We start from the raw sequence: 23,973 nt of genomic DNA, 5'->3' as shown, positions 1-23,973 counted from the left end.
CTATCCGTAGCACAGACAGAATTGGACGGGCGACCCCCGTCTCTTGACACCGCTGCCGCCCAGCCACAAGCCCGAACGACAGCGTTGGACATTCACATTACCGTAATGGAGATGCAAGATGAATCACACGCCACAAGATTTGCGTACACAAACGCTGGAGTTGATTAACGCGGCTGGCAATGCAGGCAAGGCGGCAGCGCCTGTCGTGCAGCTGGTGCAGGCATGGCTCGACTCGCTCGACGCCGAAGACCTGGCCGATATCGCGCCCGACAGCCTGGCGCCCGTGCTGGTCGAGGGCTTCACGCAAGCGGCCAAGCGCACCGGCAACGGCTGCCAGATCGCCACCCTGCGTTATGCGGATGGACGTGGCGGCATGGCGAGCGCCTTGCTGATCCTGAACGAAGACATGCCTTACCTGGTCGACTCCATCGTCATGGCCATGCGCCGCCAGCACCTGGCCGTGCGTGGCGTGATGAACACCGTGCTGCCCGTGCGCCGCGCCGCCGACGGCAGCGTCGAAGCGGTGCGCCAGCCGGGCGACCCGCTCGAATCGTATGTGCTGGTGCTGCTCGACGAAGAGCTGGCGCCGCAAGCCCAGGCCGCGCTGGTCGCCGCCCTGGAGACGGTCGCGCGTGACGCGGCCGTCGTGCGCCGCGATAGCGCCGCCATGAGCGAGCGCCTGGCCGCCGTCGCCACGGCGGCATCGCAGCATGGCGAAGAAGGCGCGGAGGTGGCGGCCTTCCTGGAGTGGGCCCGCAGCGGCGGCTTTGAAGTATTTGGTTACGCCTACTACCGCGTCAAGCCGGGCGTGCGCGAACTCGAACGCGACATTCCGAGCCGTGTCGGCGTGCTGCAGGATACGGCGCACCCGGTCTACGGCACCTGCCTGGCGAATATCCCGGGCGACTTCGACACCCTGGCCAAGCGCGATTCGGCGCTGTCCATCGTCAAGGCCGACGTGGCGGGCACTTTGCACCGCGACCAGCAGCTGGACTTCATCGGCGTGCGCGACATGGATGCGCAAGGCGCGATCCTGGGCGAGCATTGCTTCGTCGGCCTGTTCACTCGCGCCGGCAATTCCACCCCGCTGGCGGCGCTGCCGTTTGCGCGTGGCCGCGTGGCCAAGGTTTTGAGCCTGGCCGGCGTGCGCCAGCAAGGCTTCCGTGCCGAGAAATTCCGCGAAATCCTTGAGTCCTTGCCGCGCACGGAAGCGCTGGAAGCGGATCTCGACTGGCTGGCGCAAGTGTGCGGTTCCGTCGTTTCGCTGTACAAGCAGCCGCGCACCAAGGTCTTCGCGCGCCGCGACGTGTATGCGCGCCACTTGAACGTGCTGGTCTACCTGCCGCGCGAGCGCTACAGCGCCAGCGTCGCTTCGAGCCTGGCAAAAGCCCTGCAAGCCAGTTCCGGCGCCACGCATGTGAGCATGCAAACCCTGGTGGCCGACGGTCCTCTGGCGCGCGTCTACCTGATCGCCCACGCCGCGCGCTACCCGCTGGACCTGGAAACGGATATCGAACAGCCGCTGCTGAGCGTGCTCGACGGCTGGCATAACGGTTTTGCCGCCGTGGCCGACGCCGTGCCCGACGTGGACCTGCGCACCAGCCTGCGCAAACTGTGCGCCACGTTACCGCTCGATTACGTGGCCGCCACCGCGCCGGCCGTCGCCTTCCGCGACCTCGACACCATCCTGCGCAATACGGATCCGTCGCACGTGGCCGTGCGCATCGAGACGGGCGCCGTCACCACGATCCGTTTGTACTCGGCCAACAAGGTGCCGCCGCTGTCGACCATCCTGCCGGCACTGCACAACGCGGGCGTGGCCATCGACCGCGAACAGGCGTATTCCGTGTCGCTGGCCGACGGCACGCGCTATTTCGTCACCAGCCTGACGGTCGATGCCGCCAGCGCGGCGAAACTGGCGCAGCCATCCGTCGTCGCCGTGGCGCAGGAATTGTTTGCCGCCCTGTTCAACGACACGGCCGAAGATGGCCGTTTGAATGGCCTCGTCATCGAAGGCGGCTTGTCTACGCGCGAAGTGCAGCTGGTGCGTGCCTATACCAGCTACTGGCGCCAGACGGGCAGCCGCTTCTCGGTGCGCTACATCGCCGAAAGCCTGCGCAAGCAGCCGGCCCAGGTCAAAGCCCTGGTGGAAGCGTTCCTGCAGCGCTTCGATCCTTCGCTGTCCGACGCGCAGCATGCGCAAGCCCTGGAAAGCATCGCCGCCATCAAGGCCGGCCTGCCCTCCGTGAACCATGCCGATACCGAGGAAATCCTCGGCGCGCTGGCCGACCTGATGGCCGCCACCCTGCGCACCAGCTACTTCCAGAACAATCAACAAGGCGACAAGATCATCTTCAAGTTCGACACCAGCAGCCTGGCGCTGGTGCCGGAACCGCGTCCTTACCGCGAGATTTTCGTCTTCTCGCGCCGCTTCGAAGGCGTGCACCTGCGCGGCGGCCCTGTCGCCCGCGGCGGCTTGCGCTGGTCCGACCGCATGGAAGACTACCGCACGGAAGTCCTGGGTCTGGTGAAAGCGCAGATGGTCAAAAACGCCGTCATCGTGCCGGCCGGCGCGAAGGGCGGTTTTGTCTGCAAGATGATGCCGAAAGACGCCGTGCGTGAAACCATCGCGGCCGAAGGCGAAGCCGTCTACCGCCTGTTCATTTCCAGCCTGCTGGAAGTGACGGACAACCGTTCCTTGGGCAATATCGTCCCGCCAGTCGATACCGTGTGCTTCGATGAAGCCGATCCGTATCTGGTGGTCGCTGCCGACAAGGGCACGGCCACGTTCTCGGACATCGCCAACGGCATCGCCGTGCAGCGCGGTTTCTGGCTCGGCGACGCGTTTGCCTCGGGCGGCTCGAACGGCTATGACCACAAGAAGCTGGGCATCACCGCCAAGGGCGCGTTCGAAGCCGTGAAGCGCCACTTCTATGAAATGGACCACGACCTCAATACCACCCCGATTACCATGGTCGGCGTGGGCGACATGTCGGGCGACGTGTTCGGCAACGGCGTACTGCTGTCGCGCCAACTGAAACTGGTGGCCGCGTTCGACCACCGCCACATCTTCCTCGACCCGACACCGGACGTCGCCGTCTCGTTCGAGGAACGCGCGCGCCTGTTCGCCTTGCCGCGCTCCTCGTGGGACGACTACAACAAGGAGCTGATCTCCGCAGGCGGCGGCGTGTATCCGCGCACCGCCCGCACGATCGAACTGTCGCCGCAGATCCGCGCCGCGCTCGATATCGCCGAGACCTCGCTGCCGCCGGAAGAACTGATGCACCGCATCCTGAAGTCGCCCGTGGACCTGTTCTACAACGGCGGCATCGGCACCTACATCAAGGCGTCGACGGAGACCCACGCGCAAGTGAAGGACCGCGCGAATGACCACATCCGCGTCAGCGGCAATGAGCTGCGCGTGAAAGTCGTGGCCGAAGGCGGCAATCTCGGTGCGACGCAGGCGGGCCGTATCGAGTTCGCGCTGGCCGGTGGCCGCATCTTCACCGATGCGATCGACAATTCGGCCGGCGTGGATTGCTCGGACCATGAAGTGAACGTGAAAATCTGGCTGGACGTGGAAGTGAACGCGGGCAAGCTGACGGAAGAAGAACGCAACCGCGAGCTGTATGCGATGACGGACGACGTCGAGCGCCTGGTCTTGCGCGACAACACGCAGCAGACGCATTTGCTGGTGCGCGAGTTGCAGGCGCAAAGCGAAAGCGCCGTGCAGGATGGCTACGCCGCCCTGATCGCCAGCTTGGAAGAAGAGGGAGCGCTGTCGCGCGAACTCGAGCAGCTGCCATCGGTGGCCGAACTGGCGCGCCGCAAGCTGGACAACCGTGGCCTGACGACGCCGGAACTGGCGGTGGTGATCGCCAACGTGAAGAACCGCTTCAAGCGCATCCTGTCCGCCTTGCCGCTGACCGGCGAAACGTGGGCCGAGCCGGTGCTGAAACCCTACTTCCCATCCCTGCTGGTGGAAACCCGTTCGGCGCTCGACCACCCGCTGGCCAACGCCATCCTGGCAACCGTGCTGGCCAATGAAGTGATCAACCGCTGCGGCCCGCTGATGATCCGCAACCTGGCGGCGGAACACGGCGTGGACGAATCGACCGTGATCCTGGCCTGGGGCCAGGCCTGGGTGGCCTTGAACCTGGCGCCCGTGTTCGACGCGCTCGATGCGGACGCCTTGACGATTCCACGCGACGTGTCGATCAAGGTCGACGCGCAAACGCGCGTGCTGCAGCAAACGATGATCGCCGGCGTGCTGTCGGTGCCGGCCGAGCAATTGCGCGGCGCCGGCCTGGCCGAACTGACTCGTTTGTTTGGCGCGGAATCGAAGCGTGAGCTGCTCAAAACCGTTGGCATCAAGTCGGAAGCGGCGCTGGTGCCGGGCTTGAGTCCGGCCTTCGTGCAGGCGTGGGATGCGGTCGACGCGCTGGAAGTCGTCGCCGGCTTCCTGTTCCCGGCCCTGTCCGTGCCGCGTCCTGCCTCGATGGACCTGGCTTCCTTCCTGCAACTGGGCCTGGCCCTGCGCAGCCAGGCGGGTATCGACACCTTGGAACGTGGCTTGAAGCTGGCGGCGCAAGGCAAGTCGCAGGAGCAGTTGCGCAACTACGCGCAACAAGCGCTGCGCCGCACGCAACAGCGTTTGCTGACGCAGGTGCTGGCCCGTGCCGAGCAAGGCAATGCCGGCCAGGCCGTCGATGCCGTGACGGGCGCGCTGGGCTTGTCGGCCTATGTGGCGGCGACGGAACTGGAGCAAGCCATGCTGGACGTGTGGACCTTGTCGGAAGCCGTGAATAAAATCACGGCGAAAACCCCAGCGGAAGCGGCGGTGTAATGACGCAAAAAGTAACACAGGTAGTGCAGGATGCTGGCGGCTTGCCGCCAGCCGTGCAGGCGCTGGCGCAGGCCGATTTCAGCGGCGTGGCCCGGTTGTTTTCGGACGCCGGTTTCACGGTGGCCTTGCCGGCGCCCGGCATGCTGCAGGTCGTCAAGCCGGGAGCTGGCCGCGCCAGCGTGGCCGTCTCGGTGGGCGTGCATGGCGACGAGACGGGACCGATCGAAGTGCTGGCGCATCTGCTCGACGCCTTGTCGCGCGATGCATCGAAGCTGGCCGTCGATTTGCTCGTTTGCGTGGGCAATGTCGATGCGATCCGGGCCGGCAAGCGTTTCATCGACGCCGACCTCAATCGCATGTTCCGCCCCGTGCGGGGCAGCCTGGCGCAAGCGGCGGAAAGCGCGCGTGCCGATGAAATGATCGCCGCGACAACAGCGTTCTTTGCAGCGGCGGGACCCGTGCGCTGGCATCTGGATTTACACACGGCCATCCGGCCGTCCGTGTACCCCACGTTTGCCATCGTGCCGGACCTGGTGGCCGACGACGCCAAGGCACAGCTGATCGATTGGCTGGGCCAGGCGGCCATCGGCGCCATCATCATGAACCCGCAGTCGGCCGGCACGTACAGTTATTATTCGGCCGAGCATTTCGGCGCGGCCGCCAGCACGGTGGAACTGGGCCGCGTGGGCACCCTGGGGCAGAACGATTTGTCCCTGTTCGACGACGTGTCGCGGGCGCTCGACGGCTTGCTGCGCGGCTTGCCTGCGCAGCCCGTCAAGGCGCAACCGCACGTGTTCAAGGTGGCGCAGGAAATCATCAAGCACAGCGATGAATTCCGCATGGCTTTTGACCGCAGCACGCAGAATTTCACGTCCTTGCCGCAGCACGCCGTGATCGCCAGCGATGGCGACCATGTGTACACGGTGCAGCACGCGGAAGAGCTGGTGGTGTTTCCCAACCCGGACGTGCGCGTTGGCTTGCGCGCGGGACTGATGGTGGTGCGCGTGTCCTGATCTTCACGCCATGCACGGCAGCAGGCGCCAGCCGGGGAAACCCGTCTGGCGCTTTTTTCATGGGAAAATGCCGCACAGAAATAATTATCCATTAAGCAACCAGTTGATTTAAAATATTTACCCTTTGCAATTTTTTGGACCGATCATGTTGAAACGCCTGCTGACAGCCCTGCTGTGCCTGACCCTCACCGGCCTGACGGCTGCCGCCCCTGCCGAAGAGAAGGCTGCCGCAACGGAAATGACGGCCGAGCAATTCCTTGCCCAGTTGCACCTGCAGCGCGGCAAGATCACATTGCCAGGCGGTATCGCCACCCTGGATTTGCCCGCCAGCTTCCGTTATTTGTCGCCGGCGGACGCCGAGCGCGTGCTGGTCGAGGCCTGGGGTAATCCACCGGGCATGGAATCGCTGGGCATGATCGTGCCCGCCAAGACCAGCGTGCTCGAGCGTGATAGCTGGGGCGTGGTGGTGACGTATGAAAAGGAAGGGCATATCAAGGATGACGATGCGGACAGCATCAAATACGATGAATTGCTCAAGGATATGCAGGCATCCGTGCTGGAAAACAATGCGGAGCGCAAGAAGCAGGGTTACCCAGGCATCCATCTGATGGGCTGGGCGGAAAAACCCAGCTATACCAAGGATACGCACAAGCTGTACTGGGCCAAGGACCTGATGATCGATGGCGGCGAGCACTCGCTGAACTACAATGTGCGCGTGCTGGGCCGTGAAGGCGTGCTGAACCTGAACGCGATCGCCAGCATGCAGCAGATCGCGACGATCAAGCAGGAAATGCAGCAAGTGACGGCGTTCACGGAATTTACCGACGGTAACCGCTACACGGATTTCGACAGCAAGACGGACAAGGTGGCCGAGTATGGCCTGGCGGCGCTGGTGGCCGGTGGCGTGGCCAGCAAGCTGGGCCTGTTTGGCAAATTGCTGGCGCTGCTGCTGGCTTTCAAGAAAGTGCTGCTCCTGGCCGTCGTGGGCGGCGGTGCGGCCATCGTCAAGTTTTTCACTGGCAAGCGCAAGGAGAAGCCGGCGCCGATACAGCAGCAGGAGTCCGTTGAACAGCCAGCGCATTTACCGGACGGCAAGGTCAACCTCGACAAGTAAAAGCAACTGGGCTGCTAGGTGCGCTGACGCACACGGGCGCGGTACCCGAAAACAGCGCCTCGGGTACACTGGCTCATCGTTCACTATCAGGAGTCCGCCATGTCCGTGTCCATGTATCAGGCAACCATTCCCGTCTTCATCCGCGGCTTGCGGGTCGTCTCGTCCCTGCTGGAAAAAGCGCAAGCCCACGTGGAGGAAGATGGCATCGTGCCCGAGATTTTGCTGGGTGCGCAGCTGGCGCCCGACATGCTGGATTTGACGGCGCAGGTGCAGCGCGCCAGCGATACGTCGAAGATGTCGGTCGAGCGCCTGAGCGGCGTGCCGGCGCCGAAATTTGAAGATAACGAAGCGTCCTTCGAGCAGCTACAGGAACGTATCGCCAGCACCATCGCCTACATCGACAGCGTGAATGCGGGCCAGATGGCGGGCAGTGCGCAGAAGGAAGTCGTGCTGAACTGGACCGACGAGGGGACGAAATTCTCGGGCGATGATTACCTGCTCAGCTTTGCCTTGCCGAACTTCTATTTCCACGTTTCCATGGTCCACGCCATCCTGAGAAACAATGGCGTGGCCGTGGGCAAGCTCGATTATCTGGGCCCGTACGATTAACGTTGCGGTTGCTGCTCGACTTGATTTTGCACCGCATTACCCAGCATGCCGCCGCCGATCACGCCGGCCACCGTCGCCAGCGCCTTGCCGCGGCCGCCGCCGACCTGATTGCCGATCAAGCCGCCGATGACGGCGCCCGTGCCGATGCCCACGTAGTTCGGTTGTGCTGGTGCAGGTGCCGGCGCAGGCACTGGCTGCTGGCGCACAGGTTCGCGGTAGGCCGTGTCGCGGTAGCCATCGTTGTTGTCATTGTAGGCAGGGCGCGCTTGTGCCACTTGCGTGTGGTGCACGACGCGCTTGTGCACGACAGGCGCCGGGGCTGGTGCCGGGGCGGCTTGCGCGACGACAGGCGCGGCCACCGGTGCAGCTGCGGGCGCAGCCAGGGCGGCGGCGCTGGCTGGCGTCATGGCGGCCACGTCGGCCGGCACGGCAGGCACATTCGCCCGCGAATTGGGCAGGATGCCGGCGATGGACGCCGCGCCGACCAGGCACAGGACCGTCACGGAAATGGCGGCGCCGGCCATCAAAGGGTGGATGCGGCTGGCGGTAGTCGTCGTGTTCATGTGTTCTCCTGGGGTGGTACTGCGGGTGTTATTGATGTGTCCAGATTAGCGGCCGCGCCTGTCCAAGGCTAGCCCTTGCGCTGTATCAAACGTAAGCAGGTGTAAGCCGCGCTTTTCAAAGCACAGTAGAATCGGTGCTTCCCCTTTTCCGGAGTCCGCCATGAGCCAGCTATTCACGCCGTATGCCCTGGGGCCGCTGCAGGTGGCCAACCGCATCGCCATCGCGCCCATGTGCCAGTACTCGGCTGACAACGGCAACGCCACCGACTGGCACATGATCCACCTGGGCCACCTTGCCCTGTCCGGCGCGGGCTTGCTGATGACGGAAGCGACGGCCGTCTCGCCCGAGGGACGCATCTCGGCCGAAGACCTGGGCCTGTGGTCGGATGCGAATCAAGCTGCGCTGGCCAAGGTGGTGCAGGCGATCCGCCGCCACGCTCCGATTCCCCTGGTGGTGCAACTGGGCCATGCGGGACGCAAGGCGTCGAGCCGCGCGCCCTGGCAGGGTGGTTCCTGCGTGCACCTGGCCGAGGGCGGCTGGCAAACGGTGGCGCCTTCCGCCATCGCCCATGCACCGGGCGAAACCGTGCCGATCGCCCTGGACGAGATGGGCTTGCTGCAAATCAAGGGCGCCTTTGTGTCGGCCGCCCAGCGCGTGCATGCGCTCGGCATCGAGGGCATCGAATTGCATGCGGCGCACGGCTATCTGCTGCACCAGTTCTTGTCGCCGCTGTCCAACCAGCGTACGGATGCGTATGGCGGCAGCCTGGAAAACCGCATGCGCTTTCCGCTGGAAGTTGTTGAAGCCGTGCGCGCCGCCGTGCCGGCCGCCGTGGGCGTGCGCATTTCCGCCGCCGACTGGGTCGAGGGTGGCTGGGAAATTGAGCAAAGCGTGCGTTTCGCGCAGGAACTCAAGCAGCTGGGCGCCGACTTCATCCACGTCTCCAGCGGCGGCGTTTCGCCGCAGCAGCAAATTCCCGTGGGACCCGGCTACCAGGTGGCGTTTGCCGAACGCATCAAGCGCGACAGCGGTTTGCCCACCATCAGCGTGGGCCTGATCACGGAAGCGCAGCAGGCGGAGGACATCATCGTCAACGGCCAGTCCGACATGGTGGCGCTGGCGCGCGCCATCCTGTTCGACCCGCGCTGGCCCTGGCATGCGGCGGCCCAGCTGGGTGCGCAAGTGCAGGCGCCGCCGCAGTACTGGCGCTCGCAGCCGCGTGAATTCAAGAACCTGTTCGGCGACACGACCTTGGGGCAGCGCTGACAAGCCTGCTCTGCTACACTGACGCTTCTTTCCCATTTCTCCAGGACGCTTCGACATGCGCCATTGATACTGCCGTGCTGTGCACGGCCTCGCCCATCCCGCCATAGCGCCTTTGCGCCGCGCGGGTTCGCCAGCCCTGTCTGCACGTACAAGGAGTATCCATGCCCGCATTACTACAACTCGACCGTCTGTCCTTTGTGCTGCCCGATGGCCGCACCCTGTTTTCCGATTTGCAATTTAGCTTTGCCCCGCAACGTATCGGCCTCGTCGGCGATAACGGCGTGGGCAAGAGTGTGCTGGCGCGCCTGCTGGCGGGCCAGGCGCAGCCGTCTTCCGGCGCCGTGCGCTGCGACGGCCGCGTGCATTACGTGGCGCAGGAACTCGATCCTGAACGCTATCGCACCGTGGCGGCGCTCGCCGGCATGGACGACTTGCTGGCCGCGCTGGCGCGCATCGCCGAAGGCAGCGTCGACGAAGCCGATTACGCGCTCGTGGGAGAGCGCTGGGATGCCCACACCCGTTTGCGCCAGGCGCTCGATGCGCTCGATTTGCGCCATGTCGATGCCGACATGCCAACGGTCAGCCTGAGCGGCGGCGAGCGCCAGCGCATCGCTCTGCAAGGGGCCTGGCTGTCGCAGGCGGACTGGCTGGTGCTCGATGAGCCGAGCAACCATCTCGATGTACAGCAGCGCGCCCGCCTGGTGGCGCAGATGGCGCGCTGGCCGGGTGGCTTGCTGCTGGTCAGCCATGACCGCGGCTTGCTCGGGCACGTCGATGCAATCGTCGAGCTGTCTAGCCAGGGCTTGCGCAGCTATGGCGGCAATTACGCGATGTATGCACAGCAGCGCGCGCTGGAACAGGCCGGTTTTGCTGCCGCCCTGCAGGCGGAAAAGGCGGGCGCCAGACGCGAACAGCGCGACGCGCAGCAGCAAGCCGAACGCCAGCAGAAACGGGTGGTGCGTGGTGAGCGCGATGGTCGCGAAGGCAACCAAAGCAAGCTGCTGCTCGATGCGCGCAAAGAGAAAAGCCAGGATAGCCAGGGCAAGTTGCGCCTGCGCGCGCAAGAGGTGCAGCAGGTGCGCCAGCAAAGGGTGATGGACGCCAGCGCCCGCTGCGCGCCCGAGATGGAACGGCTGCTGCTGGCGCCCGACAGTGCCGTGCCGAACGGCAAGCTGATCCTGGAACTGCGCGACGTGGTCTTGCCCTATGGCCAGGCGCAGCCTGTGAGCCTGGTCATCAGCGGCCCGCGCCGCCTGGCCGTGACGGGTAATAATGGCAGCGGCAAGTCGACCCTGCTGCGCGTGATCGCCGGACAGCTGGCGCCCGCCAGCGGCGAGCTGCTGTGCCATGCGCGGGTGGCGTGGCTGGACCAGCATGCCGGACTGCAAGACGGCGAGCGGAGCGCCGTGCAGCGCTTGCAGGAACGCAATAGCACGATGGCGGAAGGGGACTTGCGCACGCGGCTGGCGCTGCTGGGCATTGCCGGCGCGCGCGCCACCATGCCCAGCCACTTGCTCAGCGGTGGCGAGCGCATGAAGGTGGCGCTGGCGGCCGAGTTGTATGCGCAGGCGCCGCCGCAACTGTTGCTGTTAGACGAACCCGACAATCATCTGGACCTGGCCAGCCTGCAGGCGCTGGAGCAGATGCTGCTGCAATACCGGGGCGCGTTACTTGTGGTTTCGCACGACCAGGCATTTCTGGATGCGATAAACCTTGACCCCGAGGGCTTGACATTGCACAAGTGACAATTTAATGAAAAAAGTCACGCTCGATGCCTGTAGAGCATGCTTCATGAACTGATGCTGAATTTTGTTTGATTGTCGGTATAATCCACTGAATAACCGGGCCTATTTGTGAACTAAAACTGCTGGTTCACCAATATGATGACGTTTAATCTGGCACTGTTGTCGGTCACTACCGCGCTGCCAGGGCGTCATCCTCCGTGCCCTGCCGTGCATGAATTCTGGTTTCGCTTATATTGTTTTCTTGGAGAAATAGCATGTCGTTTTACGAAAAACTCAAGGCCCTCAACATTGAACTGCCAGTCGTTGCCGCGCCAGCTGCCGCCTACGTGATGCATGCGCGCACGGGCAACACCGTCTTCCTGTCCGGCCACCTGGCCAAGAAGGATGGCAAGGTCTGGGTTGGTCAACTGGGCAAGGATGTCACGACGGAAGAAGGCAAGATCGCCGCGCGCGGCATCGCCATCGAACTGATCGCCACCCTGCAAGACGCGTGCGGCGGCGACTTGAACAAGGTCAAGCGCATCGTCAAGGTCATGAGCCTGGTCAATTCCACCTCCGAATTCACGGAACAGCACCTGGTGACCAATGGCGCCTCGGAACTGTTCGTCGAAGTCTTCGGCGACAGCGGCAAACATGCGCGCTCCGCCTTTGGCGTGGCGCAAATCCCGCTGGGCGCTTGCGTCGAGATCGAGCTGATCGCCGAACTGGCCTGACGCAGTGGTCTGACCACATGAGCATGCCGGCGATTGCCGCCGGCGCGCCTTTTCTTCCTTTCCAGCAAGAGCGGAACCGCCATTGGGGTGGAGGGATCGGTGTATTCAAGAAAAAAACGGAGACACGTAATGAAAACGAGTGAACAAGGCTTGCACCGCGGCCTGGGTGAGCGGCAGATCCGCCTGATGGCGCTGGGCGCCGCGATTGGCGTGGGCCTGTTTTTGGGTTCGGGTAACGCCATCAAGATGGCCGGTCCCGGCATCATGCTGTCGTACATCATCGGTGGCGCGGTTATCTTCATGATCATGCGCGCGCTGGGCGAAATGGCCGTGCACAATCCCGTGGCCGGCTCCTTCAGCCGCTATGCCCAGGATTATCTGGGCCCCCTGCAAGGCTATCTGACGGGCTGGAACTACTGGTTCCTGTGGCTGGTCACGTGCGTCGCGGAAATTACCGCCGTCGCCATCTATATGGGCATCTGGTTCCCCGACACGCCGCGCTGGATCTGGGCCCTGGCGGCCCTGGGTTCCATGGGCGCGATCAACCTGCTGGCCGTGAAAGCCTACGGCGAGTTCGAGTTCTGGTTCGCCCTGATCAAGGTCGTCACCATCATCCTGATGATTATCGGCGGCACGGGCATGATCGTCTTCGGTCTGGGCAACGATGGCGTGGCCATCGGTATCTCGAACCTGTGGACGCATGGCGGCTTCTTCCCGAATGGCGCGCAAGGCGTATTGATGTCGCTGCAGATGGTGATGTTTGCCTATCTGGGCGTGGAAATGATTGGCCTGACGGCTGGCGAAGCGGCCAACCCGAAGAAATCGATTCCCGACGCCATCAATTCCGTGTTCTGGCGCATTTTGATTTTCTATGTCGGCGCCTTGTTCGTCATCCTGTCGATATACCCATGGAATGAAATCGGCACCACCGGCAGCCCCTTCGTCATGACCTTCGAACGCCTGGGCATCAAGACGGCGGCCGGCATCATCAACTTCGTCGTGCTGACGGCAGCCTTGTCGTCGTGCAATGGCGGCATCTTCAGCACGGGCCGCATGCTGTACAACCTGGCGCTGCAAGGCCAGGCGCCGAAGGCGTTTGCGGAAACGACGGCCAGCGGCGTACCGCGCCGCGCCATCCTCGTGTCCGTCTTCGCGCTGCTGTTGGGCGTGCTGCTGAACTACTTGGTGCCGGAAAAAGTGTTTATCTGGGTTACCTCGATTTCCACCTTCGGCGCCGTCTGGACCTGGGGCGTGATCCTCGTCACGCAGATCCAGTTCCGCAAGACCCTGACGCCGCTGGAAATCAAGAACCTGGCCTTCCGCATGCCGTTCGCACCGTATGGCTCCTGGATTTCGCTCGCTTTCCTGGCACTGGTGATCGGCCTGATGGCGTATTTCCCCGATACGCGCATCGCCCTGATGGTGGGACCGGCCTGGCTGATCCTGCTGACGGTGCTGTACTACGTGTTGGGCCTGGCGCCGAAAGAGGGCCGCGACGACGTGCCGCAAGGCTACGAGGCGGGCTGGTCGCCGGCTGATGCGCCGCACGGCAAGAAGTAATTCAGCTGACCTGAGCTGAACCAGAAGCGCGCCCCTGCCCCTGCAGCGGCGCGCTTTTTCTTTCATAGAAGCAATATCTTCTTCGCCAGCACTCTTGCGTGTTTGGTGGCGCACGCCTGGCGTTGTTTCCATGCATCAAAGTTCTGTTTGGCTGTGCCGGTGAAAGCCCTATAATCGCTTAGTTTTGAAAATGGACGCGATCTTTCCGGTTTTTTGCCAGGTAGGGCCGGAGCGCTATTTGTTTTTACCCGTCATACGAATATGTGTGCCTCATAAAGGAATATTAGTGAGCCAAACCCTGGTCCAGAAAATTTGCCGCACCAAGCCGATCGATACTACGGTCGAATATGGTGAAGGCCTCAGCAGCAGTGGCTTGAGCCGGTCCATCGGCCTGTTTTCCCTCACCATGATCGGCGTCGGCGCCACCATCGGCACGGGCATTTTCTTTACCATGGTCGAAGCCGTGCCCAAGGCGGGCCCTTCGGTCGTTCTGTCTTTCCTGATCGCCGCCATCACGGCCGGCCTGACGGCCTTGTGCTATGCGGAGCTGTCGTTCCGCATCCCCGCCTCCGGCTCCTCGTATTCGTTTGCCTACGCCACTGTCGGCGAGTTTCTTGCCTTCATCATGGCCGCCTGTCTGCTGCTCGAATACGGCTTGGCGGGCAGTGCCGTGGCCATCGGCTGGTCGTCCTACCTGAACAACTTCCTGGAAAATGCGTTTGGCTGGCACATACCCGAGATGCTGCGCACGCCGATGATCGTTTCCGGCCCGCATGGCATGGAGTTTCACGCCGGCCACATCAACCTGCCGCCGATCTTTTTGATCTGCATGTGCGGTTTCCTGCTGTTGCGCGGCGCCAAGGAATCGGCGCTGATGAATGCCATCATGGTCATCATCAAGCTGTCCATCCTCGTATTCTTCATTGCCATTGCCTTTTCCGGTTTCAACGCCGACAACTTCGTGCCGTTCTTCAATACCGACAATAGCAAGGGCTTTGCCGGCATGACGGGCGTAACGGCCGCGGCCGGCACCGTCTTCTTCTCCTTCATCGGCCTCGATACGGTGGCGACGGCCGGCGACGAAGTGAAAGACCCCAAGCGCAATGTCCCGCGCGGCATCCTGTATGGCTTGCTGATCGTCACCGTGTTCTATCTGCTGGTGGCCGTGGCCGCCCTCGGTGCGCAACAGGCGAAATTGTTCGAAGGCCAGGAAGCGGGCCTGGCGGTGATCCTGCAAAACGTGACGGGCAAGACCTGGCCCGCGCTGGTGCTGTCGGCCGGCGCCGTCATTTCCGTCTTCAGCGTGACCCTGGTGACGATCTATGGCCAGACGCGCATCCTGTTTGCCGTCAGCCGCGACGGCCTGATCCCGAAATCGTTCCAGAAGATCCACCCGCGCACCCTGGTGCCGGTCAGCAATACCATCATCGTTTGCCTCGTCGTGGCCGTGGTGGCGGGTTCCATCGATGCGACTTACCTGTGGGACATGGTCAGCATCGGCACCCTGACCGCCTTCATGGTGGTCTCGATCGCCGTGCCCGTGCTGCGCCACAAGCAGGGCGCGAACCGCATCGAAGGCTTCAGCGTGCCGTTCGGCCCGTATGTGATCCCCGGCCTGAGCGTACTCGCTTGCCTGTACATCATGCGCGATTTGCCGCATACGACGTTTGTCGTGTTTAGTATCTGGATGACGGTGACGGTGGCCATTTACTTCCTGTACAGCATGCGGCATTCACACCTGGGCAAGAAGGCCCGCTAATGCAGTCTGTTCCATCCAAAACCGCCGCGCTTGCCGGCGGTTTTTTTTATTTCTAACCGGAATTTACATGATGAAAATAACTGATCTGGCCGCCTGCGGCTTGCTGGCAAGCAGTCTTCTGGGCACCACGGTACAGGCCGCTCCTGCAACCGGGCCGGCATTGCGCGATTACCGCGCCGTGGCCCTGTCGGCCAATGGCCAGCGCATCGCCGCCATCGAATCGAACAAGGCCGGCGAGCAAGCGCAGCGCCCGCACGCTGCCATCGTCGTGCGCGACGCCGCCAACGGGGCCATCGTGCAGCAATTCGACCCGTGTGCCGTGTGTTCCTACGATAAGCCCAGCTGGTCGCCCGATGGCCGGCAGCTGGCCTTCATCGGCTACGACGCCAAGGCGGGCACGGCGCAGCTGTACCTGGCCACCCTGTCGCAAGCGCAAGTCCGAACGTTGACCAGCATCAAGGGCGTGGCCAGCACGGCGCTCTGGTCGCCGGACGGCAAGCAGTTGGCCTTGCTGGCCACGGTGGGCGCGCGCAAGCTGGCCGGCGCCGTCGAGGCGGGCGCGCGCCAGGTGGGCGAAGTGGGCAGCGAAGACGATGCCCAGCGCATCGCCGTCGTGCCGGCCAGCGGCGGCGAGCTGCGCTTGCTGTCGCCAAACGACACCTATGTGTATGAATACAGCTGGACTCCCGATGGCCGCGGCTTTGTCGCCACCAGCGCGCAGGGCAATGGCGACAGCAACTGGTGGGTCGCCAAACTCAGCCATATCGATGCGGCCACGGGCGCCCTGCGCGTGATCGCGTCGCCGGCCATGCAGCTGAACCTGCCTTCGGTCTCGCCCGATGGCAAGACGGTGGTCTTCATCGGCGGCCTGATGAGCGATTTTGGCTCCATCGGCGGCGATATCTACACGGTCCCGCTGGCCGGCGGCACGCCGCGCAATGTGACACAAGACTATCGCGGCACCTTCAATGGCGTCGTCTGGCGCGGCGCCCGTTTGCTGGCAACGGCCCTGATCGATTCGCAGCTGGCGCTGGTGCCCGTCGATGCGCAGACCGGCCCCAGCCAACCCGTGCTGCTCGGAGAAATCAGCAGCAGCGGCAGCGATGGCCGTCTGTCGTTCAGCGCCGATGGCTCGCAAGCGGCCGCCGCGCAGGAAGACTTTACGCACGCTTCCTACCTGGTGGCGGGACCGGTGGCCCAGCTGAAAAAGATCACGCGCGACAATGACGGCTTTGCACCGCAGCTGACGGTGCAGAACGTGGGTTGGAACAACGAGCAATACAAGGTGCAGGGCTGGCTGCTGGGGCCGTTGAAGACGGACGCTGGCAAGCGCTACCCGATGGTCGTCAACGTGCATGGCGGGCCCGGCGCGGCTGCCTCGCCCCGCTACGTGGGCGCGAGCACCCTGATCCACGAATTGACGCAAAAAGGTTATTTCGTCTTCCTGCCCAATCCGCGCGGCAGCTTTGGCCAGGGCCAGGCTTTTACGCGCGCCAACATGGCGGACTTTGGCGGCGGCGACTGGCGCGACATTCTCACTGGCATCGACGCGGTGCAAAAAGTGGCACCCGTCGATGGCGAACGCCTGGGCCTGATCGGCCATTCATATGGCGGCTTCATGACCATGTGGGGCGTCACGCACAGCGACCGCTTCAAGGCGGCCGTGGCGGGCGCTGGCGTGTCGAACTGGATCAGCTATTACGGCCAGAACGGCATCAACCAGTGGATGATCCCGTTCTTTGGCGCCTCCGCCTATGACGATCCGGCCGTCTACCGCAAGGCTTCGCCGATCGAATCGATCAAGGCGGCCAAGACGCCAACCCTGATCTACGTGGGCGAGCGCGACGTGGAAACGCCGGCCGCCCAGTCGCTGGAATTCTGGCACGGCTTGCGCGCCATGGGCGTGCCGTCCAGCCTGTTCATCTACGACGGCGAAGGCCATTCCTTCCGCAAGCCCGAGCACCAGCGCGACTTGCAGAAGCGTACTATCGGCTGGTTTGAGCGCTACCTCAAGTAGCTCGCCTATACATCCAGGCGCAGCTGCAAGCCCGTTGCCGTGTACGTCGGCGTCACCTTGAAACCATCGACCGTGATGCTGTCGAACTTGCCTTTCAGGCTGGCGCCCTGCAGCACGGTCAGGGTGTCGCCGGCGGCCGGCTTGTAGCCGTTCTGGAACGTCACTTTCAGGTTGCCGCCCGCCACCGTCATCTGGCCCGCCACGCTCAGGCGGCCTTGCTGCCCGCTGCCCAGCTTTAATTCCAGGTTGCCGGTGGCCAGCTGCGTGTACTTGCCCGCCAGCGCCAGGCTGGACTGGGCATTGCTGACCAGGGTGCCGCCGCTGACATACACGTCGCCCTTGCCGAAGGCCGTGGCCGACAAGCCTTCCAGGCGGCCCCCTTCCAGCTGCGTGCCGCCGCTCCAGCTATTGTTGCCGCCCAGCTTCAGGGTGCCCGTGCCTTGCTTGTTCAGCTTGCCCGTGCCGCCGATGTCGTTGCGCCAGCGGTCGACGGCGTAGAAGCCGCCCTTGGCCGCATCCATGCTGATGACGACATTGCCCGTGAAGACGGCATAGCCGTCGGCGGCGGCAAACAGGTTCAAGCGGCCCCAGCCTTCAGCATCGTCCATCACCGGGTAGCCCGATGGCAAGGCCGTTGTTTTCAGCACCACGCGGCGCTGCGCGTCGGACAGATACGGCAAACGCGTTTCCAGCAGCACTTCCGCGCCTTTCGGCACGACGGCCGGCGCATTGGCGGCGCCCATCTGCGCGAAACCGAAGGTCAGGCGGCGGATATAGGCGGCCTTGGTGCTGACGTAGTCCGAAAAGCGGTCGTTGGCGCTGCTGTCCGAATGGGCGTAGTCGTAGAAAGTGTCGGCCGTGGTGCCGGTTTTCGCCATCAGGGTCGTGTGCGCCTGCGTTACGGCGGCGGCCTTGGTGGCGGCCGTGGCCGGGTCGAGCAGGTTGGCGGCGACGATGGCTTGCGCCTGCACGCGGCCGCTGATCACGTCGAGCGGCGAATGCATGCCGGCGATGATGCGGTTTTCGCCGAGTTCCAGCCCCCGCGCCACCATTTCCTGGTAGCGCTCGGGCAAGGCATACGCCATGCCCAGCGCGCCGCGCACGGCTTCGGCCGAGTGGCCGCTGGTAAAGCCGCCATCGGTGGCGGGCGTGGGGCTTCGGGCCGGCAGCAGGGCCGGGATCACGGCTACGTTGCTGCTCCAGCGGAACGGGCGCGCATATTTGTAGAAGCGCTTGGCCGGTTCCGTCGAGCCATTGTTGCCCATGGCGTTGACGAGGCCCACCACGTTGCCGAACTCGGCATTGGCGCTGCCTGCCACGCCCGTGTTGCTGCCGCTATCGTTGTAGAGCTTGCTTGTCGCGTCCGGCGCGATGTCGGTGATGCTGGTGGTCTGGCGCGCCGCGCTGCGCCAGGCGTCCGTCAGCGGACCCATGCCGTCGGTGATGCTGTAGCCCTTGCCGCGGCGGTCATCGAGGTAGGCGGCCAGTTCCTGCGCCGGCGTGCGGCTGGTGGTGGCTTTGACGACGAAATCGATGTTCGCATTGTGCACGCTGGCATTGACGATGGTGCCGCCCGGCGTGCCATCGTTGGGTACGCCCGTCCAGGCGGAAGGCACGACCGCAGGGAAGCCGTCCACGGCCGGCGCCGAGACACCGGCATCGACGATTTCCGTCAATGGTTTCCATATGTCGAGCATGCCGGCCAGTACGCGTACGCCCGCATTCGTGGCGGCTGTGGCGTAGCGCGCATCGCCGCGCTGGTTGCTGGCGATATTGTCGACAAAGGGGATGGCCGTGGCCGATGGCGGCGCCGTGTCGGGCGCACCCTGGTCGGCGGGCGCGGCGGGAATGACGAGCGCTGCTTCCTGGTGGTCGGAACCGCCGCAGGCGGCAAGGGCGAGGGCGGCGCTGATGGCCAGCGCCAGCGGCAGGCGCCGGCTCAGGGGAAATGCGTGCATGGATGACCTTGGCTGGAAGTGGAAAAACCATGGCAGCATAGAGAGGCCAGATGACCTCCTGATGACACCACTTGCGCCAGGGCGCTCCCAAAAGATTATCTGGGCGCCACGATATGCACGATCGCCGCGCTATGCACCACGATCTTGTCGGCATCGGCCTGTAACAGGCGGATGCGTCTTTTGACCAGCGGCCAGCCCGACCAGTCCACTTCGCTCACGGGCGGTGCGGCAGGGGTCGCCAGCGGGGCGCTGATGGCGGCCTTGTTGTCGAGCTGGTCCAGCGCGCGCGACAGGGTCAGACACACTTGCGTATGGCTGTGGCCAAGCAGGGCGTTGACGGGCGCGACGGGCAGCTGGCTGGCATGGCGCCCCAGGATGGAGCGCAGCGCCGCCACGTGGGCGACCAGCAAGTAATTTTGCACGATGAACAGGTTGATGTCTTCCACGGCCCGCTGCTTGCTGGCCGGTTCGTCGAGCATGCGCACCAGCGCCGAGCTGAGCGCGGCCAGGCTGTCCATCAAACGCTTGCGCTCGATGCGGTAGGCGAAGTCATCGAAACACTTTCCCTGCAGCAGCGCGAAGCTGGCCTGCATGTATGACAGGTTCACGTTCAGCACCTGGCGCACGAGGCGCGGCAGGCTCTGGTATTCCCAGTTGGCCAGCACGAAGCTGAATACGGTGGCCACCGCCGCGCCGATCAGGGTATCGATCAGGCGTTCGCTGACGAGGTTCGGGTTGCTGGGCGCCACCAGGTGCATTTGCAGCAGAATCATCAGGCTCACGGCAATGGCCGTGTAGCGGTAGCGCAAATAGATGAAGGTGGGCGTGGCCACGATGGAGAGGAACAGGATGGCCATCAGCACGATATTGCTGTGCACGTAGCGGATCACGATGGCCGTGATCACGCAGCCGATGATGGTGCCGATGATGCGGTCGGCGCGGCGCTGGCGCGTCATGCTGAACGTGGGCCGCAGGATGATGACGATGGTGAGCACGATCCAGTAGCTGTGCGCCGCATACGGCAGCCAGTGGCCGATCAGCAGTCCCACCGAGATGGCCATCGACACGCGCAGGGCGAAGCGGAATACGGGCGAGTCCAGGCGCAGATTGGACAGCAGTGTCTTGAGTTCGTATTTCTGCTGCGACAGGAATGGCGCCATGTCCGCACCGCTCCAGAACGGCACGTTGTCATAGACTTTTTGCGTGGCCAAATGCAGTTCACCGATCATTTTCAGAATGGCGCGGATCTTGTTGCGCTGCGCGCGCAGGGTGGCCAGCGCTTCCTGCGCAGCGTCGCCCTTTGCCTGCAGTCGGGCAATTTCTCCTTCGATGTCGGCCCATTCCTTGTCGTAGCTGATCTGCGCATACGAGGCGCGCTTGCGCGTGACGGCGTAGGCGACGGATTCGATGTCGCGCGCCGCCTTGTAGGCCAGGTCGTGCAGGGATTTCAGCACGTCGGAGTCGGCCAGGTGCTGGCGCAGCAGCGCGTAATCCGTGTGCGTCGAGAGTATCAGTTCATACAGATCGAGCATGCACACGTGCACCTGCACGACGATGGCGTCCTTGCTGTTCTTGTGGCTGCGCAAAATCAAGTCGCGCGACGCCTGCTGGCGGTCGGCCAGGATGCTTTGATGGCGCACCAGCTTGTTGAACTGCTCCGTCAGATTGAAACGCGTGTCGTAGAAATCGGCCTTGATGTCGATGTAGGCGGCCAGTTCGAACAGGGCTTCGGCCAGCACTTGCTGCTTGATGCGGTGGCGCAAGACCCAGGCGATGGCCATGGCATAGGCCAGATAGATCAAGCCGCCCAGCATGAACAGGCCCGCGTGGTGGAACGATTGCTGCCACGTCATCTGATGCTCCATCGACATGGTCATGATGAACAGGGCGGCCAGTTGCAAGGGCATGGATTTCTTGCCGTACACCACCATCATGCTGGCGAGAAAACTGACGAGCACGAGCACCATCATCAACAGCCACTGCACGGGCCCGCACAGGCTGATCAATAAGGTCACGGCGCTGCACAGCAGCACGGAAGCGAGCATTTCGTTGAACTTGTGGCGAAGCGGGCTGGGCATGTCCATCAGGGTCGTGCACAGGGCGCCGATGCACACGGTCATGGCCGTGGCGCTGTCGCTGATTTCCTGGGTCAGCAAGGCCAGGCCGACCAGGCCGACGGCCACGCGCAAGCCCAGATAAAAATAATGGCTGTAAATAAAGGTGCGCAGGTTCAGTGCGTAGTGCATGGGATTACCTTGTGGGCAGGGCACAGAAAGAGGCGCCGCACCGGGGTCTCCGATGCGGCGCCAGGATGTTGCAGTCGCTACAGCCCCGAGTTACATCAGGGCGATCACAGGATAACGCCGCCATTCCGGCTCGGCAAAGCGCTGGCAGTGCGCAAAAATGAAGTCGAGCACGGCTTCCTGATTGCTCAGCAAGGCCGGGTTGGCCGCTTTCCACTCGGAAAATTTTGCCGCCAGCGCCGGCTCGTCGCGCAGCAATTCGGATGCCATGTCCTCGAATACGTAGTCGGAAAACGCTTCTTTCTTCTCCAGCACGCTGTTGAAGAAGCCCCAGCGGAAGAAGCTGTCGTGCGCCTGCGGCTCCAGCGTTTCCACGGCGTAGCGGGCGTTGTCCTGCTCCAGGGACACGACATAATCGCCCGCCTGCACGGTGAACTGGCCCGTGCGCGCTTCCAGTTCCACCGTGTCGTGGAACATGTGGCCTTCGTAGGCAGTGGCGCGCGTACCGACGTTGGTGATGTGGTAGTAGCGCGCCGTTAGCGTCTGTTCGGCGGTGATGCGGCTCATTTCGACGCCGTTCCAGCGAAGCCGCTCGATGACTTCGCGCCACGCTTGCGGCACGACGTAGGCTTTCGGCGCGGCCACGGTGACGTCCGCATCGAAGCGGTTGTAATACTTGATATCGCGTTCCCACGGCTGCGAGCGGTCGTAGGACAGGCGCTGGTAGTCGCCGAGGATACTTGGCGTGTATTGCGCCGCATAGCCCTTGAAGGGGAAGGTCGACGGCTGTTCTTCGTTCATGCTCCAGTGGATGGGCCACTCGGCTTGCGTGCGTCCCGCCGCCTTGGCTTGCGCGCGCAGTTGCTTGATCTGTTCGCCATGTTTGACCGTGAACGCCATGGTGATGTCGAGCAGGGCGCGCATGGAAGCGTAGCGGTCGGCAAACGGTTTCAGCATGTGCGTTTCCGGCATGAAACCGATGACGTGGTGCAAGGCCGCAAAGCCGGTCGAGAAACGCGGTACTTCGAGGAACTCGGCGATGCCGTGGTCGGGGCTGTCCTTGACGGGGTTCACATACGGGCAGGTGGGCCAGCCGGCCTGTTCCATCTGCGCAAAGATGTGCGGCAGCATGGTGTCTTGCAGGAAGGGGCCGAGGCCATTGCCCAGCTTGTCCGTCTGCGTGTGGATCAGGGTCATCGTGTACGGGTAGTCGGCGCCGTTCGACGTATGCGTGTCGACCATCACGTCCGGGTCCCAGCTGGCCAGCAGGCGGTTGAACACTTGCGCGTTCAGGCTGTCGCACTTGATGAAGTCGCGGTTCAGGTCCAGGTGGCGGCTGTTGCCGCGGAAACCGAATTGCTCCGGGCCATCCTGGTTCACGCGCGACGTGTTGGCGCGGTTCAGGCTGCCATCGACGTTGTAGATCGGAATGAACAGCAGCACGGTGCTGCCCAGCGCCGCCAGGCGTTCCGGCTGCGTACACAGGTCGCGCACGATGGCCATGCAGGCGTCGATGCCTTCCGGTTCGCCCGGATGGATGCCGTTGTTGTTGAAGAACACGGTGCGGCCCGCGCGCTTGATCTGTTCGCGGTCGAACACGCCGTCCGCGCTGACGACGCCAGCATGGATGGGCACGCCCGAGTCGGACAGGCCGATCTGTTCGAAATGCAGCACTTGCGGGTAGCGTGCGGCGAGATCTTGATAGAAGGTGATGCATTCCAGCCAGGTCGTGGTCTGGTTGTGGTTACCGAGTTCGTAGGTCGTGCGCAAGTCTGGTGGCATAGCGGTCTGAGTCTGGGAGGGGGAAGGCGCGCTGGGTAAGCACGCCCGCTAGGGGCCAATTGTAGCACCGGCGTTGGCGCCTTGAGGCGCGGCAGAGGGACCGGGCCGGACTTGTGTTATGAATACGTTTCACGCACGAGGGAGGCGGCATGGGCAAGATGGCGATGGCGGCGGCGCTGTGGTGGGCTTGCCTGGCGGCACAGGCGGCGCCATTGCGCTTGCCAGTGGGCAAGGGACCGCTGGCGCAGGGCGGGTCCGTCACGGCTGCCGCGCAGGGCGCGCTGATACGCTACCGGGGCTGGCTGCTGGCCGTCGATGGCGCCGTATCGGAGCAGCGGCCCGACGTCGTACTGGCATCGGCGCAGGCGGGCCATGCACCGCAGCTGCAGATGGGATCCACGCAGCGCAGCTTGCCCCTGTGGTCAGCGTTCGAGCTCGTCAAGGGTAGCGCGCGCCTGCGCATCACGGCGCTGCCCGGCCCCGATGAGCTTCCCGCGCTGCTGCTGGACTTTGGCGATGGCGACTACCGCATCGTGATACCCGCCGCCCCCATCGCGCGGCAAGCCTATCCGCTGCTGGCGCAGCGCTTTCCCGGCGCCGACCTGGCCTTGCTGCTGCAGGACGGCCGGAGAGTGATGCTGCCCTTGGGAAGTGGCCGTGCGCAGGTGTTTGGCGAGGAACAAGCGGTGCCGTACCGCTTCACCAAGGTAAAGCGCTAGGCGAAAAAAAGCCACTCCCGCAGGAGTGGCTCAGGCTAAAGCGCCCGTTGCCGGGTTATTGCTTC

15 protein-coding genes are annotated in these 23,973 nt (G+C 63.7%); 11 read left to right on the top strand and 4 right to left on the bottom strand.

Annotation, left to right across the window (positions count from 1 at the left end; all coding sequences use genetic code 11):
- The first annotated feature begins 118 nt into the window (after positions 1-118).
- The 4 genes from OPV09_RS27980 (at position 119) to OPV09_RS27965 (ending at position 7,582) form a co-directional block, all read left to right on the top strand.
- Positions 119-4,846: an NAD-glutamate dehydrogenase domain-containing protein gene (locus tag OPV09_RS27980; protein WP_338680042.1), complete on the top strand. Its 4,728-nt coding sequence runs from the start codon at positions 119-121 to the stop codon at positions 4,844-4,846.
- Positions 4,846-5,859: a succinylglutamate desuccinylase gene (locus tag OPV09_RS27975; RefSeq protein ID WP_338680041.1), complete on the top strand. Its 1,014-nt coding sequence runs from the start codon at positions 4,846-4,848 to the stop codon at positions 5,857-5,859. The genes OPV09_RS27980 and OPV09_RS27975 overlap by 1 nt, the downstream gene beginning before the upstream one ends.
- Before the next feature lie 145 nt (positions 5,860-6,004).
- Complete coding sequence (locus OPV09_RS27970; RefSeq protein WP_338680040.1) at positions 6,005-6,973, top strand: DUF2167 domain-containing protein; 969 nt, start codon at positions 6,005-6,007, stop codon at positions 6,971-6,973.
- A 99-nt stretch (positions 6,974-7,072) separates the two neighbouring features.
- Complete coding sequence (locus OPV09_RS27965) at positions 7,073-7,582, top strand: DUF1993 domain-containing protein (RefSeq protein WP_034745557.1); 510 nt, start codon at positions 7,073-7,075, stop codon at positions 7,580-7,582.
- Here OPV09_RS27965 and OPV09_RS27960 read toward each other — a convergent pair.
- Positions 7,579-8,145, bottom strand: coding sequence for a glycine zipper 2TM domain-containing protein (locus tag OPV09_RS27960; RefSeq protein WP_070302843.1), 567 nt, complete (start codon positions 8,143-8,145; stop codon positions 7,579-7,581). The genes OPV09_RS27965 and OPV09_RS27960 overlap by 4 nt on opposite strands.
- Positions 8,146-8,305: 160 nt before the next feature.
- Here OPV09_RS27960 and OPV09_RS27955 point away from each other — a divergent pair, with 160 nt between their 5' ends.
- The 6 genes from OPV09_RS27955 (at position 8,306) to OPV09_RS27930 (ending at position 17,206) form a co-directional block, all read left to right on the top strand.
- Positions 8,306-9,412: an NADH:flavin oxidoreductase/NADH oxidase gene (locus OPV09_RS27955; RefSeq protein WP_338680039.1), complete on the top strand. Its 1,107-nt coding sequence runs from the start codon at positions 8,306-8,308 to the stop codon at positions 9,410-9,412.
- A gap of 161 nt (positions 9,413-9,573) precedes the next feature.
- Positions 9,574-11,157 (top strand): ABC-F family ATP-binding cassette domain-containing protein, encoded by a 1,584-nt coding sequence (locus OPV09_RS27950; RefSeq protein WP_338680038.1) that lies wholly within the window; start codon positions 9,574-9,576, stop codon positions 11,155-11,157.
- A gap of 254 nt (positions 11,158-11,411) precedes the next feature.
- Positions 11,412-11,870, top strand: coding sequence for a RidA family protein (locus tag OPV09_RS27945; protein WP_034745569.1), 459 nt, complete (start codon positions 11,412-11,414; stop codon positions 11,868-11,870).
- A 129-nt stretch (positions 11,871-11,999) separates the two neighbouring features.
- Complete coding sequence (locus OPV09_RS27940; RefSeq protein ID WP_319990476.1) at positions 12,000-13,430, top strand: amino acid permease; 1,431 nt, start codon at positions 12,000-12,002, stop codon at positions 13,428-13,430.
- Between the two features lie 286 nt (positions 13,431-13,716).
- On the top strand, positions 13,717-15,189 hold the full coding sequence (locus tag OPV09_RS27935) for an amino acid permease (protein WP_034745575.1): 1,473 nt from the start codon (positions 13,717-13,719) through the stop codon (positions 15,187-15,189).
- A gap of 67 nt (positions 15,190-15,256) precedes the next feature.
- Entirely contained in the window at positions 15,257-17,206 is a 1,950-nt protein-coding gene (locus tag OPV09_RS27930) for a S9 family peptidase (RefSeq protein ID WP_338680035.1), read from the top strand.
- A 5-nt stretch (positions 17,207-17,211) separates the two neighbouring features.
- On the opposite strand, the gene OPV09_RS27925 is transcribed toward OPV09_RS27930, so the two are convergent.
- The 3 genes from OPV09_RS27925 to OPV09_RS27915 all read right to left on the bottom strand — a co-directional run bounded on the left by OPV09_RS27925 (position 17,212) and on the right by OPV09_RS27915 (position 23,189).
- Complete coding sequence (locus tag OPV09_RS27925) at positions 17,212-19,164, bottom strand: acid phosphatase (protein ID WP_338680034.1); 1,953 nt, start codon at positions 19,162-19,164, stop codon at positions 17,212-17,214.
- A 95-nt stretch (positions 19,165-19,259) separates the two neighbouring features.
- Entirely contained in the window at positions 19,260-21,410 is a 2,151-nt protein-coding gene (locus OPV09_RS27920) for an FUSC family protein (protein WP_072457300.1), read from the bottom strand.
- Between the two features lie 90 nt (positions 21,411-21,500).
- A complete protein-coding gene (locus OPV09_RS27915; protein ID WP_338680033.1) occupies positions 21,501-23,189 on the bottom strand; it encodes a M14 family zinc carboxypeptidase in 1,689 nt (562 codons plus the stop codon).
- A 149-nt stretch (positions 23,190-23,338) separates the two neighbouring features.
- On the opposite strand from OPV09_RS27915, the gene OPV09_RS27910 reads away from it, so the two are divergent.
- Positions 23,339-23,908, top strand: a complete 570-nt coding sequence (locus OPV09_RS27910) for a hypothetical protein (protein WP_338680032.1) — start codon at positions 23,339-23,341, stop codon at positions 23,906-23,908.
- Positions 23,909-23,973 lie beyond the last annotated feature (65 nt).

Source organism: Janthinobacterium sp. TB1-E2 (assembly GCF_036885605.1).
Classification (GTDB): Bacteria; Pseudomonadota; Gammaproteobacteria; order Burkholderiales; family Burkholderiaceae_D; genus Janthinobacterium; species Janthinobacterium aestuarii.
The sequence above is the reverse complement of the archived record's forward strand: the minus strand, read 5'-3'. Positions and strand labels throughout refer to the sequence as shown.